The following is a 17,240-nucleotide window of genomic DNA, read 5'->3' as shown; positions in this document are numbered from 1 at the left end:
TCGAGTAGGGCCGATGAGATGCCTAGCCCGAGGGATATGTCGACCGGCGCCTCTAGGCTGCTTCGCGCTTGCCGGTTTGGAGAAGCCGCAGCCATGGGGCAAGGTGGAAGACGCTCATGAAGATGTACATCACGGTCATCCCGCCGATCTGCAGTCCCTGCTCGCCGGCGCATAACATCTGTCCGACGTCGGCGCCCCATGCGCCGGTCGAAATCGCCATGAGCGCGAAGGTCGGCGCCGCCGCGAGGGCGAGCCCATCGGCCGCCCTCCGTGCTGCCGTCCGGTGGACCTCCTGCGCGCTCGCAGAGAGGCTCGCGCTCATCGCACCGAGCCCGCGTCCTGGTTTCGCATCGCTGCCTCGCCGGCGTCCGAGACCTCGACCCAGCGCCGATCGGGTGCAGCGCCTTCGACATAGCTGTCGTTCCAGTTCCACCACTTGTAGGTCGGCGTCTGGGGATAGCCTTCGGGAGAGTCTTCCCAGACCTCCTGTCGGCCGAGCGGCGTGATGTCGAGATAATTCCAGGTGCCGCCCATCTGCTCATCACCGCGGTTGTTGATGAAGTAGGTACGAAACAGCCGGTCGCCGTCGCGGAAGAACACGTTGTGGCCGTGCCACTCGTCGACGCCGAAATCGAGGTCGAAGCTGTCGGTGATGGTATACCAGGGCATCGTCCAGCCCATGCGCGCCTTCAGCCTGGCAATATCCGCCTGCGGCGCCCGCGACGCGAAGACCAGAGTGGTGTCACGGGCGTTGAGATGGGCAAGGTGGGCAACCTGGTCGGCGACCATGGAGCAGCCGCGGCAGGCGTGCGCGGGCCAGCCATAGACGCCCGGCTCGTAGAAGGCGCGGTAGACGATCAACTGATGCCGGCCGGCAAAGAGGTCAAGCAAGCTTTCCTTGCCCTCGGGGCCCTCGAAGACATATTCCTTCGTGACCGCCATCCACGGCATGCGCCGGCGCTCTGCAGCAAGCGCATCGCGAGCATGCGTGTGTGCCTTTTCCCTGACGAGCAGGTTCTGTCGCGCTTCTTCCCAGGCCTGTTGTGAGACCACCTGCGGCTTCTGCATGGTGGGCTGGTCGGTTGCATTCTCGACTGTCTTGGTCATGGCTTTCAATCTCCTCGTTTTAGACGAAGCCTGCGTCGCACGGGCGAGAGCGCCGGGATGCAGGTCATCGCGCCGTCATCGAGAGTAGTTTGGCACCGTGGATCAAATGGCGGGAGTAACAACTGTGACGGTATTCATTCGGGCGGCGCGATGGGGGCGTGTGGGCCGGCGACCTTTCCGTCCTAGAGCCCGGCCAGCCGGATCTCGCCGGCGAAGAAATCGGCAAAGGCCCTTACCTTCGGCAGCAGCAATCGATTGGTTGGATAGACGATATAGATGCCGCGCTCAGCAAGTTTGTGTTGCGGCAGGATCCGCACGAGCTTGCCTTGGGCGAGCAGCGGGTTGGCGATGAAGGATGGCAGGGCGCCGATACCGATGCCGGCCTGGATCATCTCGCACAGCATCAGGCTGTTGTCGACGACGAAGCGTGCCGGCAGTTCGATCCTCGCCGTGCCGTCGGGACCTTCCATGATCCAGCTTCCCGGCTGGTCGGCGAGCCGGTAGCTGAGGCAATCGTGGTTCTTGAGCTCGCTCACGCTTGCCGGCGTACCCCTGGCCGACAGATAGGTGGGCGCGGCGCAGATGATTTGTTCGACCTCGCCGAGCCGCTTGGCAATCAGTGATGAATCCGCAAGTGCTGTGCGCACGCGGATCGAGACATCGAACCCTTCCGAGACGACGTCGAGCACATGATCGTCGAGCGTCATGTCGACCTTCAACTGCGGATGCAGCGCCATGAAACGGGCGAGCATCGGCGCAAGGACCGTCAGCCCGAAGGAGAGGGGGGCGTTGATCCGCAGCCGGCCATTGATCTCTCCGGCCTCGCCCGATGTGGAACGCTCCAACTGGTCGAGTTCGTCGAGGAGCCTGCAGCACTCGGCGAAGTAACCACGCCCGGTCTCTGAGAGGCTCATGCGCCGGGTGGTGCGCAGAATGAGCACGGTGCCGAGGCGTTGCTCGAGCTGCCGGATCTGCTTGCTGATCGACGCATTCGATTGTCTGAGCTCTTCGGCCGCCCTGTTGAAGCTTTGAAGCTCGACGACGCGCCGAAACGCCCGCATGGCCACCAGCAGATCCATAATTTCTCCAGAGTAAAATATCTATTCTCCTTATCGCTGATTATTCGCAATGCCGCCCGCAATACGGTGAGCTCAGCTTCCTGATGTTCAGGCAATGCAGAAAAAGGAGTTCACCATGTTCAACACCGCAACGTTCAGCCGCACAGTGGCGGTCTCTCTCGTGGCCGGATTGCTGGGGAGCGCGACCTTCGCGCAGGACGTCGGCAAGAGCCCCTGGGGGCCGAAGGACGAGATCGGGCGCCTCAACCTGATTACGCCCGCTTCGCGGGCTGCGATCCTGTCGCGCATCGAGGGTGCCAAGTCCTACGACCTCGCGGTGGAGTATTTCATCGGCATGCCAAGCTGGGAGGCGGCCGGCGACCCGCCATACCAGATGTGGATGACCCACACGCCACACGGCACAACGGTGTCTGACCCGATGAAGGTCGGCAAGGAGATGAACCAACACGTCAGTTACACCGGTTCGGCCGTTTCGATGTATGCGCATATCGGCACGCATATCGATGCGCTGAACCACTTCGGCCTGAACGGCAAGATATGGAACGGTTATGCGGCAGCCGATCACCTCGGAGACCAAGGCTGGACCGTCACCGGCGCGGAGAAATTGCCGCCGATCGTTGCGCGCGGCATCCTGATCGATGTCGCGGCGGCGAAGGGCATGCAGATGCTGCCGGAGAACTACCGCATTACCCGCAAGGACCTGCAGGAGGCGCTCGACAGCCAGGGCGTCAAGCTCCAGCAAGGCGACGTGGCGCTGATCCGCACGGGGCGCATGCAGCACTACGAAGACAAGTCCGCCTACATGAGCAACCCGCCCGGGCTGAGCATCGATGCGGCGAAGTTCCTGGTCGAAGATGGCGGCGCCATGGCCGTCGGTGCCGACAACCTGAGCTTCGAAGCGTTTCCGGCAGAAACCGAAAACAACTACATCCCGGTTCACACCTATCTGCTGGCCCAACAGGGCGCGCCGATCATCGAGCTCATCAATCTCGAAGAGTTGTCGAAGGACCGGATCTACGAGTTCGCCTTCGTCGGCGCATCCCTCAAGTTCCGCGGGGCCGATGCCGCACCGATCCGTCCTGTCGCCTTCCCGCTGCGTTAGCCTTTCCAGAATGCTCTGCTTGAGAGGAAGAGCCAGCCGAACGATCAAAAGACGCCGCGGCAACTCTGCGGCGCCTTCGCTCTGTCATCGCGCGATCTGAAAACAGGCCCTGTCTCACCGATTGGTAGACGCCCGCGCGCTTTCTGCGGTGCCACTAATCGATGGCGGCGGGTATCTCTGTTTCGGCGCGGCCGCGCAGCGGCTTTTCCGGCATCAGATGGAACATCGCGAGCGACAGCACCATCGCCGCGGTGCAAGCGGCGAAAATATAGGCGAATGGAAGTGCCGAGGCGGTCGTGGCACTGATCGCCTGAATGGCTTCACCACCCAGCGGTAGGCCATTGCCGAGCGCGATCGCGCCGAGGATCGCGACACCAAGGGCGCCGCCGAGCGATCGCAGGAAGGTCAGGACGCCGGTTGCCACGCCGAGATGCGCCTGGTCGACGGCGTTTTGCACGGAAATGGTCGCGACCGGAAACGTCATGCCGGAGCCGAAGCCCGCGCCCGAGGTCAATAGCACCAGCACCGATAGGGTTGTTCGCCCGGCGAGAGCGGCGAGCGCCGCCAGGCAGAGGAAGCTGAGGATGCTGCCGACGAGTGCCATTCGCTTGTAGTGGACGAGGCGCGGTATCGTCCGCGCGCTGGTCGTTGCTCCGAACACGGTGCCAAGCAACAGGCCGAGCATGATCAGCCCCGAGCCACCGGCGGAGAGGCCATGGAACGATTGCGCGTAGACCGGGAGGTAGACTGAAAGGCCGACATTGGCGCCCTGCGCCAGAAACATCGCCAGGGTTCCATAACGCACGATCGGATTACTGAGCACTTCGAGCGAAATCAGAGGCTCGGCCACGCGCCGAAGGCGCAAGGCGAACGCACCCCAGAGAAGCGCCGAACAGCCGAGCAAACCGGCGATCGCCGGCGAAAGCCATGCATAGCGGCTGCCGCCCCAATTCAGCGCCAGCAGCAGAAGCGCGGTCGCGGCGACGAGCAATGTGGCGCCTGCTCCATCGATCCGGTGCGCCCTGGTTATAACAGGCAGTTTCTTCAACGGATTGCTGATGATCGCCAGGGCCGCAAGGCCGAGCGGGATGTTGATCCAGAAAATCAACGACCAATGGAGATGTTCGGCGAAGGTGCCGCCCAAAAGCGGCCCGGCGATGCTTGCCACGGCCCATGTTCCGGAAATCCAAGCGGCATAGCGTGCGCGCTCGCGTGGTGGGACGAGGTCGCCGATCACCGTTTGCGAGAGGGCGAAGAGACCGCCGCCACCCAGGCCCTGGACCGCGCGGCCGATGATCAGCGTCAGCATGTTCGGCGCCAGCGCGCTTATCAGCGATCCCGCAAGGAAGATGATCACGGCGGCGAAGATCGTCGGCCGTCGCCCGTGAATATCGGAGATCTTGCCATAAAGGGGAGCCATGGCCGTCGCGGTCAGGAGATAGGCCGTCACGACCCAGGGCAGATAGTCGCTGTGTCCGAGGGTCTTGCCGATCGTAGGCATGGCGGGTGCCACGATCGTCTGGTCGAGTGCGGCCAGAAGCATCGCGAGAAGGACTCCCCCGATGATGACGTTCTTCTCCGACTCCGAGAGAGAGGCCGCCGTCGCGGTCGTTTCATACGGGTGACGTATCTCATTCATGCAGGTGGTCCGATGCAGTCATTTCCACTTTGACGAGAGGCATTCAGAAAGGCTGGACGCGCGATAGTCAACGGTCCCGGCGATCGGGACGTCCAAGCCCTTCGCTCCTTCCTGGGCCGGGGCAAGCTTAGCGGAGGCCGCCGAGCCACGCTGTCGAACAAGTTCTGGTCGCCGGTCTAGGCACTGCGGTGCCGTGCCATCAGCTTGGCCTGAAGCACGACCACGACGAGCAGGAAAGCGCCGCGGATGACCGATTGCCAGTAGGCGGAGAGCGAAATCCAGCCGAGACCGTTTTCGAAGTTCAGGATGTTGAACACCATGGCGAGCAGCAGAGCGCCGGCCAGCGTCGCTCCGACCGAGCCCGAACCGCCTGACAGCAGCGTGCCGCCGACGACGACGGAGGCGATGGCGAAGAGCTCCCAGCCCACGCCTTCGGTCGGTTGGCCCGCGCCGAATTGCGAGGCGAGGATGACGCCGGCAAGACCGGCGAGCGTGCCCGAGGCGAGATAGACACCGGTGAGCGCGCGTTCGACTTTCAGGCCCATCAGGCCGGCCGTCGCTTCACCGTCGCCGATTGCCAGGATATGGCGGCCAATCGGCAGTTTTTCGAGCACGAGCCAACCGAGAACGTAGGCCGCAAGCGCGATCCAGGCGGGGATGGGGAAGCCGAGGAAGTCGTCCTGGCCGATCACGGTGAAGCCGGTGTCGTAGGAAACGGAAACCGACTGGTTGTTGGCCATCAGCAGGCCGGTGCCATAGGCGGCGAGCATCGTCGCAAGCGTGGCGATGAAGGGCTGGATGCGCATCTTGGTGATGATGAAGCCGTTGAGAGCCCCGACGGCGAGACCGGCCGCCATGCCGCCCACAAGCCCCGTTGCCCAATGATAGGGCGAGAGCAGCGCTGCTACCACGCTCGCCATCGCCGCGGTGCCGCCGACCGAGAGATCGATGCCGCCTGTGATGATGACGAAGGCCATGCCGAGTGCAATCAGCGCGAACATCGAGTTGTAGCGAAGGAAACTCAGGATGTTGTAGGGCGAAAGGAAGTTGTCGTAGCGCAGCGCCCCGAAAAGAATGAGGCCGGCAAGCGCCAGGATGACACCGAGCCGGGCGAGATCGCCGGCGTTCTTGACCAGGAAGAGGCGAAGGATCGTTTGCATCAGGGTCGCCTCTAGTGCCTGCCGGCGCGTTGCTGGATGAAGACGGCCGTGATGATCAGCCCGGCCTTGACGATGAGGGCGGCCGCGTCCGGCACGCCATTCGCAAGCAGCGTGTAGCGCACCAGCTGAATGACGAGGGCGCCGAGCACAGTACCGACGATATTGGCCCGCCCGCCGGTCAGCAGCGTCCCGCCGACGGCGACCGCAGCGATGGCATCGAGCTCCATGCCAAGGCCAACGAGGTTCGCGTCGCTTGCGGAATTGCGCGCAACCACGATCAGGCCGGCCACGCCGGCAAGCGCGCCGCTCAGCATGTAGACGAAGAGCTTGACGCGCTTCACCGGTATGCCGGTCAGGCGGGCTGCCTTCTCGTTGCCGCCGACGGCGATGATCTGCCGGCCGATGACGGTGTAGCGGATCATCGCCCAGGCGGCGGCGACAATGACGATCATCAGTACGACCTGGGCCGGGATACCGGCGATCCGGCCGAGTGCGATGAACTGGAAGCCCTCGTTCTTGAAGACCTGCAGATTGCCGTTGGTCATCACCTGGGCGATGCCCCGGCCGGCGATGAAAAGGACGAGGGTCGCGATGATCGGCTGGATCGAAAAGCGTGTGACGAGGAACCCGTTGAATAGGCCGAACAGGCCGGCGACCACGACCGGCAGCAGGAAGGCCAGCGCCACTGCGAACCCCATGCTTTCGACCTGCCAGAACTGGCCCATGAAGATCATCGGTGCCAGCGCCCCGGCGATCGCCATCAGCGAGCCGACGGAAAGGTCGATGCCGCCGGTGGCGATGACGAGCGTCATGCCGGTCGCGACGATGACGATGGTCGCGACCTGGGTCAGATTCACGTTCAGCGTCTGCAAGGAGAGGAAGTTCGGTGTGACGGCGACGTTGAAGAGGATCAGCGCAAGGAAGGCGACGAAGGTGCCGTAGCGGCTTGCCAGCGTCATTAGCCGGCTGCCGGACGAAAGGGCTCCCGATGGCTGTGGGGCAGGGGTCTCGATCGTCGTCATGTCATTCTTCCTGATGGGCCATGGCGGCAAGCAGCGCCGTCTCGCTCAAATCCTTGCGCGGCAGGGTCGCGACCGACGTCCCGTCGCTTAGCACCGTTACGCGGTCGGCGGCGGCGAGAAGCTCTTCGAGTTCGGACGAGATCATCAGCACGCTCAACCCCTCGTCGGCGAGGCTGCGCAAGAGTTTCAGGATTTCCGACTTGGCGCCGATGTCGATGCCGCGCGTCGGTTCGTCGACGATCAGCACCCGCGGATCGGTGGCAAGCCAGCGCGCGAGCAGCACCTTCTGCTGGTTGCCGCCGGAAAGCTCCTTGATCGGCTGATCGGGGGAGGCGCACTTGACGCCGAGGGCGCGGATATAGCGGCTGACGATCTCGTCCTGCCGTGCGCGGTCGACGATGCCTGCCTTCTTGAGCTTCGGCAGCAGGGCAAGCGTCATGTTCTCGCGGATGCTCATATCGGGCACGATGCCGTCGATCTTGCGGTCTTCGGAAACGAGACCGATGCCGTCGGCGATGGCATCCGCCGGTTCGCCGTAGGTGCGATCGTGCCCCTGCATGCGGATCACGCCGCGGTCCATTTTATCGGCGCCGAAAATCAGGCGCGCCGTTTCTGTGCGGCCGGAGCCGAGCAGGCCGGCAAGCCCCGAGATCTCGCCCTCACGTACGGCAAGGCTGACGTCGCGCACGCGCACCCCCGCGCCGGCCTTGTCGAGTTCGAGGCGGACGGGCCGTTCCAGCGCGTTGTCTTCGGGCGCGATTGCCTGGAAGGCGGCAAGTTCTTTGCCAAGCATGTGGCGCACCAGCGCCATTTTCGGCATGTCCGCCATCGGGCTTTTGGCCACGGTCTGCCCGTCGCGCATGATCGTCACGCGGTCACAGATTTCATAGAGTTCGTCGAGCCGGTGGCCGATGAAGATGACGGCGACGCCGGAGCGCTTTAGCGTGCGGATCGTCTCGAAGAGGATGGCGACCTCGCGCTCGTCAAGCGAGGAGGTCGGCTCGTCCATGATGACGAGGCGGGCGCTCTGTGTGACGGCACGAGCAATCGCCACCATCTGCCGTGTCGCGGCATCAAAATGTGCGACGGGACGGTCGACGTCGATCGCAAGGTTGAAGGTCTTCAGCACGGCCTCGGCACCACGCCGCATGGCTGCATGGTCGATCATCCCGAAACGTTTCGGCTCGCGGGAGAGGTAGATGTTCTCCGCCACAGACCGTTGCGGAGCGAGATTGATTTCCTGGTAGATCGTCGCGATGCCGGCTGCCTGCGCCTTTGCCGGCATTGCGAAGTCGACATCGTGGCCGTCGAAAGCGATGCTGCCTTCGTCCCGGCGATAGACGCCAGTCAGGATCTTGATCAGGGTTGATTTGCCCGCGCCGTTCTGGCCGACGAGCGCCATGACCTCCGCCGCTTCGACTTCAAGCGAGGCGGATTTCAGCGCCGGCACTCCGGCGAATGCTTTGGAAATGCCCTGCATGGACAGAAGCATGGGTCTCCTCCCTATCTTCGCCATCCGCCGCCCGAGGGGTGTGCTCTCAGCCTACACGTGAACGGGCCGAAGGTCATGCCTGGCACTGTCGCGGTCAAAAAACCGGCCGATACGGTTGTTCCGATCGGCCGGCATAGGCTCGGGGAGATTGGATTAATAGGCGTTGGCGAGTTCTGCGGCCGCGTTGGAGGCGTCGTAGAACTTGTCGTCGTTGATGATCATCGGGTCGATTTTTTCGCCCTTGGCGTAACGCATCATCGTCTCGAAGGCCTTCGGCCCGAAGCGCGGGTTGCACTCGACGACCGCGGCGATCTTGCCATCGACAACCGCCTGCACCGCTTCCTTGCCGCCGTCGATCGACAAAACAAGAACGTCCTTGCCGGGCACCTTGCCCGCCGCCTCGAGCGCGGCAATCGCGCCGATCGCCATCTCGTCGTTGTGGGCGTAGATCACGTCCGCATCGGGATGGGCCTGAAGCAGGGCTTCGGCCACCTGCCTTCCCTTGTCACGGGCGAAGTCGCCGGTCTGCGAAGCAACGATCTCAAAGCCGCCGGCCGCCTTGATCGCCTCGTCAAAGCCCTTCTTGCGGTCGTTGGCGGGCGACGACCCGGTCGTGCCTTCAAGTTCGATGATCTTCGACTTGCCGTTGGCGTTTTTCGCCAGCCATTCGGCGACGCGCTTGCCTTCCTCGACGAAGTTCGAGCCGATGAAGGTCAGATAGTCCTCGCCGGCCTTGGCAAGCGACGGATCGACGGAACGGTCGAGCAGGATCACCGGGATGCCGGCCTTCTTGGCGGCCATGACGGCGGGGATCAGCGGTTTTTCTTCGCGCGGCGCAAGGAAGATCACGTCGACGCCCTGCGCGATCATCGAATTGACGTCGGCGACCTGTTTGGCGGCGGAGCCGGCGGCATCCGTATAGACGAGCTGGAACCCGAGCTTCTCGGCCTCGGCCTTCATGCTGTTCGTCTGGGCGATGCGCCAGGGATTGTTGGATTCGGTCTGCGCGAAGCCGACCTTGTATTTGTCCTTCTGCGCAAGCTTCGGCACTTCGGCGATCGCGACACCCGCAAGGGCGAGCGCGCCGACGGCCGTTGCCGCAAGCATGAAGGTGCGACGGGAAATCGTGGTCATAATCGGGTTCTCCTCCCAGATTGGCCGGTGCTCCTCTACCGGACGTGAGCATTTTGGGCTTCACATCGTCAAATCTTGCGCTAATAATATTAGCAGTCAAGGCAAAAATTATGAGCACTTGCAATAGCCCGCGTGCAGTGCGATGCACGCTCGAGGGTGGAGAGTACGCATGGCCAAGGGAAACGGGCGGAATCTGGATAAAAAGGGCGAAGGACGCCCGACGATGACGGATGTCGCCAGGATAGCGGGTGTTTCCCAGTCAAGCGTCTCTCTGGTGCTCAATGAAATGTCGGGCTCGCGCATCTCGCCGGAAACGCAACAGAAGGTGCGCGAGGCTGCTCATAAAATCGGTTATAAATTGCCGGCCACCCGCGGCGCGGTTGCAGCGGCCCCCGCCGTCGAAAAAGACACGATCGCCTTCATCGTCGACGAAATCTCGACCAGCCCGCACCCGGTCGTCAGCCTCGACGGCATTCGCGACTATGCCTTCGAGCAGGGCATGCTGGTGTCGGCGCATGTCACTCGCTCCAACCCGGAGCTCGAAGAGGCGGTGCTGCGCTCGGTGCTGAGAGATCCCTCAATCGCCGGCGTCATCTACGCGACGATCTTCACCCGCAAGGTTGCCGTGCCCAAGGCGCTGGCGCCGCTTCCGACCGTTCTTCTCAATTGCTACTGCGATCCGCGCCAACATGTGGCGGTCGTGCCGGGCGAGGTCGCCGGCGGTTTTGCCGCCACGGCGCATCTGACGGCGCTCGGCCACAAGCGCATCGGCTTCATCAATGGTGAAAGCTGGATGGACGCGGCCATGGACCGCCTGAAAGGCTATAAGCAGGCGCTCGCTTCCGCCGACATCGCCTTCGACGAGACGCTTGTGCGCGATGGCGACTGGCTGCCGCTACGCGGTTACGAGGCCGGGCTGGACCTGCTCTCCATGCCGAACCCGCCGACCGCCATCTTCTGCGGCAATGATCTGATGGCGATCGGCGTGATGGAGGCGGCACAGGAGAAGGGGCTTCGTGTGCCCGCCGATCTTTCGGTCATGGGCTACGACGACCAGGAACTGGCGCGCTACACCCATCCGCCGCTCTCGACGCTGGTGCTGCCCAACTACGAGATGGGACAGAGGGCCGCCGAGATCCTGATCGACATGGCGATCCACGGAAAACACATGCGTCCGATGACCATAAAGGTCGACGGGCCTTTGGTGGTTCGCGAAACCACCTCCGGCTGGCCCGCCCGGGCCGCGCAGGCAAAGCGATAGAGCGGCGCAACACTTTCGGGAAACAAGGACAGAGCGTCGTTAGTCGTCTGCTTGGTTGGCATAGGCGGCGATGTAGGCTTCCGTTAGCGCCTCTTCCAGCGGGCGACCCAACCGATACGGAGAAAGCGTCTCCGGCCGCACGACGCCGTGCGGCAAGCGCGAGCAGGGTTCGGGTGTGCCGAGAACGGTGTGCACGGGAAGGCGCTCCGCATAAACAGGCAGATCGTAGTCCTCCTCATCGTCGGCGATACCCTTGGCCCTGATCTTTGCCGAGGCCCGTTCGATTTCCATGACGATGACAGCGGTCGCCTTGATCTCTTGAGCAGTGCTCTGGCGCAGCGTCGCGGTGCGGTCCGGAAAGAGCCGGTCCACCATCATCGTCAGGGCACGCAGTTTCTCCTCCTGGTCCTCGACCAGGCGGGCGGTTCCGAAAGCCATGACCGAGCGGTAATCGGCCGAATGGTTGAAGCCGGAGCGGGCAAGCACGAGGCTGTCGAGGTGTGTGACGGTCAGGCAGGCCGGCTCGCCCGCGGACAGGTTGCGCAGCATGCGGCTGGCGCTGCTGCCGTGCCAGTAGAGGTGCCGCCCTTCACGCCAGAAGAGCGTCGGCGTGCAGAAGGGTTGGCCGTCGATGACATAGGCGACGTGGGCGAGTGCCGCCGCGTCGAGCAGCCTGTGCACCGTCTCGTGGTCGTAGAAACCACGGTCATGGCGGCGCTTGACGCGGTTGACCGTATCGACGGGGTAGGCGGGCGTGGAATGTTCGGTCACGGCTGGTTCCTTTCAGGCTTGCATCCTGAAGGTTCGCATGAGCAGACTGGTTTGAAATAGGTCCACTTTTGTAATCTTCATGCCAACCACTTCTCTTCCAAGACAGGGATCGGCCTTCCCGCCGATCGAACTTGATCGCTCGATCCGCAACCAGGCGCTTCGGGTCCACAGTGGGTTGCGTGCCGCCATCGTCGACGGTTTGCTGGCGCCCGGCTCCCGTCTGCCGTCGAGCCGCGAGCTTTCCGCCCAACTTGGCATAGGCCGCAATATGATCGTTGCGGCCTATGAGCATCTCGCGAGCGACGGGCTGATCGAGGCCCGCCACGGCTCGGGCACCTATGTCTCGTCCAGCCTGCCGACACCGCCATCCACTGCCGCGGCGCCGGATATCCCGCTGGCCTTTGGCGGCCGGCCGCCCTTCGCTCTCGGCCAGACCCATGTGGAGCCGGCTTTTCTTGCACGGCTGGCTGCGGCCACCCGGCGCCATATCGCCGAGGCGAGCGTCGACGACCTTGCCTATGGCGACCCGCGCGGCAGCTTGCATTTGCGCCGACAGATCGCAGACTTCCTGGCCGTCAACCGAGGCATCCGTTGCGATCCAGGCTGCGTCGTCATCGTCAGCGGCACCCAGCACGGGCTGAGGCTCTGCGTCGACGCACTGCTTGCTCCGGGAGATTGTGCCTGGGTCGAGGAGCCCGGCTATGGCGTGTCGCGCTCGACACTGATGGCAGCAGGTGTGCAGCTTGTGCCGGTGCCGGTCGACGGGGCAGGGATCGATGTTGCAGCGGGTCTCGCACGAAACGCTCGCGCCCGGGCTGCCTATGTCACCCCTTCGCACCAGTTTCCGACCGGCGTGAAAATGGCGATGGACCGACGTGTGGCGCTGATCGAATGGGCGGAGGCGGCCGGCGCCTGGATCTTCGAGGACGACTACGACAGCGAGTTCCGGTATTCAGGTCCTCCACTGACGGCGCTGGCGGGGCTTGCGCCGGACCGTGTCGTCTATCTCGGAACCTTCGCCAAGACGCTGTTTCCGGGGTTGCGGCTGGGTTACGTGGTGCTGCCTCCAGAAGCATTGGAGCGGGTCCTCAAGCGGCGCGCCGCCTTCGACCGGTTCATGCCGGTTTTCCTGCAGAACGCCGTGGCCGATCTCCTGGCGGATGGATCGGTCGCGTCCCATTTGCGCAAGAGCCAGAGGCGCTATCGTGTCGCCCGCGATCAACTGGCTGAAATTGTCAACGCCACATCAAGGGGGACACTGTGCCCGGATGTCCCGGAACAGGGCCTTCACATGATCGTACGGCCGCGCGACGGGCTCGCGCCGGGCCTGTCGCAATTGATCCGGGCGGAAGCGAAAATCGAAGCGGTGCTTCTGTCCGAAACCTTCATGGAGCGACGCGACGCCGAAGGCCTCATCCTCGGGTTCTCAGGATATGAAACCGGTGCGCTGCGGGCGGCAGCCACGCGCCTGGGAACCACCGCGCTCAAGCTGGCCGACGATTCTCGGTGGTGACCACCCCACGCGACACCTTCAAATGGTGGGCAACACGGCTCTTATGTGGTCCGCGAGTGCCTTTACCGCGGATGACGGGCGAAGTTCGGCAAATTCGAGCGCAATGCCGATCGTCGGGAGCTTCGGCAATCCGGCCGAAATGATGTGCAGGTCGGAGGGGACGGCGGTTCTCGTTAGAACACTGATCGCATGGCCGGATCGGGCAAATGCGATGAGACCGGCAAGGCTGTTGCTCGCAAAGGCGACGCGGTACCGACGATTGACCGCCTCCATCGCGTCGCAGGCTGCCCGATAGTCGAGCGTCGTCGGGGCAGACAAGGCCAAGGGGAGGGCGATACGGTCGAGGATCTCCGGTTCCGCAGCCTTGCCGACCCACACGAAGTCTTCGGTACGAATGACCTCGCCGTTTGAAACATCGGCGATTGAAACGAGCGCCAGATCGATTTGCCGCCGCAGCAACATTGGGCGCAGTTCCGTGGTCGGTGCGCAGACCATGCGCAATTCGACCTCCGGGTGCTGATCGAGAAAGCGCTCGATGATCCCTGGAAGGAAAGCGATCGAATAGTCATCCGGACAGCCCAGGGTCACGGAACCTTTGAGGCCCTTGCCTTCCATCTCCGCCAGGATCTCATCGTGCCCGGCGAGAAGATGTTCGGCATGGGCCAGCAGCTTTTCACCGGCCGCGGTCAGCCGTACGCCGGATCCGGTGCGATGGAAGAGCGCCTGTTCGAGAAAGTCCTCCAGACGCTGCATCTGCATGCTGAGCGTCGATTGCGTTCGCCCGACCTGAAGGGAGGCAAGGCTGATTGAGCCCGCCCGCGCGATGACGGCGAAATTTCGAAGCAAGGCAAGATCGAGATTTCTCATGATATCAAAATATCCAATATCGGAGCGGAATACTATCAATTTGCCTGAGGCAGAAATGCCCGCTAGCCATTGAGAAAAGCCAACGAGGAGCAATCTGATGTCGCTGAACTCCGACCCTGCCTTCTGGGCCTCCGCCAACAAACACCTCACGCGCTATGGGCCCGGTTTCGAGGCGATCATCGTGGAGCGCGCGGAGGGAAGCTTCGTCTATGATGCGGACGGTCGCGCCGTTCTGGATTTCACCTCCGGACAGATGAGCGGTGTTCTCGGCCACACCCACCCTGACATCGTTGCGACCGTCGACCGGCAAATGCGGACGGTTGCCCATCTCTTCAGCGGCATGCTGTCGAGGCCTGTCGTCGAGCTCGCCACGCGCCTTGCCGCGCTTGCGCCGGGGCTCGACCGGGTTCAGCTTCTGACAACGGGCGCTGAGTCGAACGAGGCGGCCATTCGCATGGCGAAGCTGGTGACCGGCGGCCACGAGGTCGTCGCCTTCGCGCAGAGCTGGCACGGAATGACGGGGGCCGCCGCCTCGGCGACCTACAGCGCCGGCCGAAAGGGATACGGTCCTGCCGCCGCCGGCTCGTTCGTGATCCCGGCGCCGAACGCCTACCGGCCGCGGTTCACCCACCCGGATGGGAGCAATGATTGGCAAACGGAACTCGACGATGCCTTCTCGTTGATCGACCGGCAGTCGACCGGCAGCCTCGCGGCGTTCATCGCAGAACCGATCCTTTCGAGCGGAGGGATCCTCGAACTTCCGCCGGGCTACCTCGCCGCGCTCAAGCGCAAGTGCGAGGAACGGGGCATGCTGCTCATCCTCGATGAGGCCCAGACGGGAGTTGGCCGGACCGGGCATATGTTCGCCTTCCAGCGTGACGGCGTGACGCCCGACATTCTCACCTTGTCGAAGACATTGGGCGCCGGGCTGCCGCTTGCCGCCGTCATGACGACGGCGGAGATCGAGCAAAAGGCCCATGAGAGGGGCTTCCTCTTCTACACCACTCATGTCTCGGATCCGCTGCCCGCGGCGGTCGGCGTCACGGTGCTCGACGTGGTCGAACGTGATGGCTTGGTCGAACAGGCGATCGCGCGCGGCGAGCGACTGCGCAGGGGTCTCCTGTCGCTTCAACAAAGGTTCGAATGCGTCGGCGATATCAGGGGCCGTGGCCTTCTCCTTGGGCTCGAAGTTGTCGCTGATCGGCAGACGAAGGCTCCGGGCTTCGAGCTGGGTGCCAGGGTCATGGAGGAGGCGATGCGGCGCGGTCTCAGCATGAACATCGTCAAGCTTCCCGGGATGGGCGGCGTCTTTCGCATCGCTCCGCCACTGACCGTTTCGGACGGAGAGATCGATCTCGGACTGGAGATCCTGTCGGCTTCCATCGACGCGGCCATGCGTGCCGGCTGAACGCGCTCGCGTGCAGATTTTCGTTTCATCCCAAGATACCGCCAACCCGCATCGGAAACCTGATGCGGGTTGGCCTGTCCCGTTGGCAGGTTGAAGCATTGCGCCAAAGCCATCATGGACGCGACCTTGCAGCCGATAGGGGCGGCGTCGTCATTCTGTTTTCGTCGACGTGGCGCGCATCGCCGTTAAATACGCGCCTGGCGGCTGGACCCGATCTCGCAGGAAACATAACTCCCCGATTATGATTTTGGCCCCATATTTCATTTTTACATCACCGTTTGGCATGGCAAGTTGACGCCTATCAAATCAACGGGGTTTGTGAGGACGATGCGGGTTCGGGAGCGATCGGCGTCGCAGGGAGGAAACATGAAACGGATGATTCTGGCTGCGATCGCGGCTTTGGCAATGAGCGGCGCGGCCTATGCCGACACGATCAAGATAGGTGTTGTCGGGCCATTCTCCGGTCCGTTCGCGCTTCAGGGCAAGAACTTCAAGGCTGGCATCGATGCCTATATGGCGCTGAACGGCAGCAAGGTCGGCGACGACGATATCGAGATCATCTATCGCGACGTGCCGCAGGCTGATCCGGCCCAGGCGAAGGCGCTGGCACAGGAACTGGTGGTCAAGGAAGGCGTGCAATATCTCGCCGGCTTCTATTTCACCCCGGATGCGATGGCGGTAACGCCGCTCCTTACCCAGGCGAACGTGCCGCTCGTCATCATGAACGCGGCAACCTCGGCGATCGTCACGAAGAGCCCGCTCGTCGTGCGCACCTCGTTCACCACATGGCAGACCTCGACGCCGATCGCCAAGGTCGCGAAGGACGCCGGCGTTTCCAAGGTCATCTCGGTCGTCAGCGATTACGGCCCGGGCGTCGATGCCGAGAACGCCTTCAAGGCGGGCTTCGAAGCGGCCGGCGGTCAGGTGGTCGAGGCGATCCGCATGCCGCTCGCAACCAATGATTTCTCGCCGATCATGCAGCGCATCAAGGATTCGGGCGCCGAGGGCGTGTTCGCCTTCCTGCCGTCCGGTCCGACGACGCTCGGTTTCGTCAAGGCCTTCAAGGAGAACGGCCTGAAGGACGGCGGCATCAAGTTCTTCGCCCCCGGCGACCTGACGCAGGAATCCGACCTGCCGGCACTCGGCGAAGCGGCGCTCGGCATCCAGACGACCTTCCACTACGCGGTTTCGCATGACTCGCCTGAGAACAAGGCCTTCGTCGAAGCAGCCGGCAAGGCGATCGGCAACCCGGCCGAACTCTCGTTCCCTTCGGTCGGTGCCTATGACGGCATGCACGTCATCTACAAGATGATCGAGGCGACCGGTGGCGAGCAGGATGCGGCCAAGGCAGTGGAGGCCGTAAAGGGTCTCTCCTGGACAAGCCCGCGCGGCCCCGTGACGATCGATCCGGAATCACGCCACATCACGCAAAACATCTACCTGCGCGAAGTCGCCAAGGCTGATGACGGCACCTACTACAACAAGGAAATCCAGACCTTCGAGAAGCAGGGCGACCCCGGTCTCGCTGCGCTGAAGTAGGCAGGTTGGGGCGGGCGCACAGCGCCCGCCGACACCGATGATGCGCTGATCGGCGGCGCCCATGAACGAAGCCATGTGCCCGCCCCGCGACGTCACAGTGCTGGCGCAGGAGTAGCGCTCCGCGCATATAATGCGCCCCGAATCCG

15 protein-coding genes are annotated in these 17,240 nt (G+C 63.3%); 5 read left to right on the top strand and 10 right to left on the bottom strand.

Translation table 11 applies throughout. From position 1 onward, the window contains the following. Positions 1 to 52: 52 nt before the first annotated feature. The 3 genes from AC070A_RS28395 to AC070A_RS28385 all read right to left on the bottom strand — a co-directional run bounded on the left by AC070A_RS28395 (position 53) and on the right by AC070A_RS28385 (position 2,186). Positions 53 to 322 carry a hypothetical protein gene (locus AC070A_RS28395; RefSeq protein WP_492383714.1) on the bottom strand — a complete coding sequence of 90 codons (270 nt, stop codon included), beginning with the start codon at positions 320 to 322 and terminating at the stop codon, positions 53 to 55. Beyond that, complete coding sequence (locus AC070A_RS28390) at positions 319 to 1,107, bottom strand: DUF899 domain-containing protein (protein WP_492383713.1); 789 nt, start codon at positions 1,105 to 1,107, stop codon at positions 319 to 321. The genes AC070A_RS28395 and AC070A_RS28390 overlap by 4 nt, the downstream gene beginning before the upstream one ends. Positions 1,108 to 1,289: 182 nt before the next feature. Then, positions 1,290 to 2,186 (bottom strand): LysR family transcriptional regulator, encoded by an 897-nt coding sequence (locus AC070A_RS28385; protein ID WP_492383712.1) that lies wholly within the window; start codon positions 2,184 to 2,186, stop codon positions 1,290 to 1,292. Positions 2,187 to 2,301: 115 nt separating this feature from the next. On the opposite strand from AC070A_RS28385, the gene AC070A_RS28380 reads away from it, so the two are divergent. After that, positions 2,302 to 3,288 carry a cyclase family protein gene (locus tag AC070A_RS28380; RefSeq protein WP_492383711.1) on the top strand — a complete coding sequence of 329 codons (987 nt, stop codon included), beginning with the start codon at positions 2,302 to 2,304 and terminating at the stop codon, positions 3,286 to 3,288. Between the two features lie 154 nt (positions 3,289 to 3,442). On the opposite strand, the gene AC070A_RS28375 is transcribed toward AC070A_RS28380, so the two are convergent. From AC070A_RS28375 to AC070A_RS28355, 5 genes are all read right to left on the bottom strand, one after another. Continuing rightward, the gene (locus AC070A_RS28375) at positions 3,443 to 4,927 is read right to left on the bottom strand and encodes an MDR family MFS transporter (RefSeq protein WP_492383710.1); all 1,485 of its coding nucleotides are present in this window, start codon (positions 4,925 to 4,927) and stop codon (positions 3,443 to 3,445) included. A 176-nt stretch (positions 4,928 to 5,103) separates the two neighbouring features. Next, entirely contained in the window at positions 5,104 to 6,087 is a 984-nt protein-coding gene (locus tag AC070A_RS28370; RefSeq protein WP_492383709.1) for an ABC transporter permease, read from the bottom strand. Between the two features lie 11 nt (positions 6,088 to 6,098). Beyond that, positions 6,099 to 7,109 (bottom strand): ABC transporter permease, encoded by a 1,011-nt coding sequence (locus AC070A_RS28365; RefSeq protein ID WP_110880779.1) that lies wholly within the window; start codon positions 7,107 to 7,109, stop codon positions 6,099 to 6,101. Position 7,110: 1 nt separating this feature from the next. After that, complete coding sequence (locus AC070A_RS28360) at positions 7,111 to 8,601, bottom strand: sugar ABC transporter ATP-binding protein (protein WP_492383708.1); 1,491 nt, start codon at positions 8,599 to 8,601, stop codon at positions 7,111 to 7,113. Between the two features lie 153 nt (positions 8,602 to 8,754). Further along, complete coding sequence (locus AC070A_RS28355) at positions 8,755 to 9,735, bottom strand: ABC transporter substrate-binding protein (protein WP_492383707.1); 981 nt, start codon at positions 9,733 to 9,735, stop codon at positions 8,755 to 8,757. A gap of 169 nt (positions 9,736 to 9,904) precedes the next feature. Here AC070A_RS28355 and AC070A_RS28350 point away from each other — a divergent pair, with 169 nt between their 5' ends. Further along, a complete protein-coding gene (locus AC070A_RS28350) occupies positions 9,905 to 10,996 on the top strand; it encodes a LacI family DNA-binding transcriptional regulator (RefSeq protein ID WP_492383706.1) in 1,092 nt (363 codons plus the stop codon). A gap of 39 nt (positions 10,997 to 11,035) precedes the next feature. Here the strand turns inward: AC070A_RS28350 and AC070A_RS28345 are convergent, their stop codons facing one another. Continuing rightward, positions 11,036 to 11,767, bottom strand: coding sequence for a pyridoxamine 5'-phosphate oxidase family protein (locus AC070A_RS28345; protein WP_492383705.1), 732 nt, complete (start codon positions 11,765 to 11,767; stop codon positions 11,036 to 11,038). Positions 11,768 to 11,846: 79 nt separating this feature from the next. Here AC070A_RS28345 and pdxR point away from each other — a divergent pair, with 79 nt between their 5' ends. Then, positions 11,847 to 13,280, top strand: coding sequence for a MocR-like pyridoxine biosynthesis transcription factor PdxR (gene pdxR, locus AC070A_RS28340; RefSeq protein ID WP_492383704.1), 1,434 nt, complete (start codon positions 11,847 to 11,849; stop codon positions 13,278 to 13,280). 18 nt (positions 13,281 to 13,298) lie between these two features. Here pdxR and AC070A_RS28335 read toward each other — a convergent pair whose 3' ends face one another. Continuing rightward, positions 13,299 to 14,147, bottom strand: coding sequence for a LysR substrate-binding domain-containing protein (locus AC070A_RS28335; RefSeq protein ID WP_492383703.1), 849 nt, complete (start codon positions 14,145 to 14,147; stop codon positions 13,299 to 13,301). Positions 14,148 to 14,244: 97 nt separating this feature from the next. On the opposite strand from AC070A_RS28335, the gene AC070A_RS28330 reads away from it, so the two are divergent. Continuing rightward, entirely contained in the window at positions 14,245 to 15,555 is a 1,311-nt protein-coding gene (locus AC070A_RS28330) for an aspartate aminotransferase family protein (protein ID WP_494773610.1), read from the top strand. Between the two features lie 366 nt (positions 15,556 to 15,921). After that, entirely contained in the window at positions 15,922 to 17,094 is a 1,173-nt protein-coding gene (locus AC070A_RS28325) for an ABC transporter substrate-binding protein (protein WP_057251668.1), read from the top strand. Positions 17,095 to 17,240: the final 146 nt, after the last annotated feature.

Source organism: Ensifer sp. GW101-20A05, assembly GCF_059424735.1.
The sequence above is the reverse complement of the archived record's forward strand: the minus strand, read 5'-3'. Positions and strand labels throughout refer to the sequence as shown.